Below are 779 nucleotides of genomic sequence, written 5' to 3' on the forward strand. Positions count from 1 at the left end.
GTCCACGTCGCCATCGATGACGACCTTGGTGAGATCAAGGTTGTAGCCCTGCCACGAGCGGTGAGTGCCCTTGGGGATGCGGTAGTGATCTCCGATAAGCCGCAAGATCGTGTGGCGGACCTCGCGCAGTGCGCGGTACCGGTCCTTCTTGTCCTGATGCGTATCGCGTCGTTCCTCGGAGGGCGAAGTCCCGTCGGGAAAGGTATCGGGCAAGTCGCCGGGATCGGGGGAGAAGGGTAGACGGAGGTAGGCGCACAGGACGTCGATGCAGGTCTGGCGCAGGCTGTCGTCGGGGGCGTCGTCGGCCAGGCCGGCCAGCGCGTGGACGCCACCAAGCCGGACGGCTGGTGAGTCGGAGCCGAGTTTGTCGACGGCTTGGGAGAAGCGCTCAGTGTGGAGCCGGGTGGCTTCTCGGTGGGCGCCGGCTTCGTCGACGCGCTGGCGGCGGTAGGCGACGACCAGGGCGACGAGCGCACCGGCCCCGGCGACCACTCCGAAGGAGAGTTTCACCAGGTCGAAGAGCGTCTTCGCGTCGAGCTTCGCGGTGGTACCGATCCCCTGGACGTCGAGGAGCCTGTACAGCCCGTAGAAGACGCTGCTGGCGACTAAGACCGCAGCGGCAAAGGCGACTGTCAGCGCCAAGCCGACCTTCCACAGCCTCAACTCCCGATCATTCGAAGCGGATCGAGTCCTTCGATTAGGTGTCATAACGCTGAAGATACGGCTGGAAGATCAGCGGTTGCAGCCAGCTCAGTGGGCCAGGGTGGGTAGTCCTGAGG

At 65.0% G+C, this 779-nt stretch carries 1 pseudogene; it reads right to left on the minus strand.

Going from position 1 to position 779, the window contains the following annotated elements:
* Positions 1-708: pseudogene (locus IF55_RS35585) on the minus strand (pentapeptide repeat-containing protein); the annotation flags it as partial.
* Positions 709-779: the final 71 nt, after the last annotated feature.

This window comes from Streptomyces varsoviensis, from assembly GCF_000718635.1.
Classification (GTDB): domain Bacteria; phylum Actinomycetota; class Actinomycetes; order Streptomycetales; family Streptomycetaceae; genus Streptomyces; species Streptomyces varsoviensis.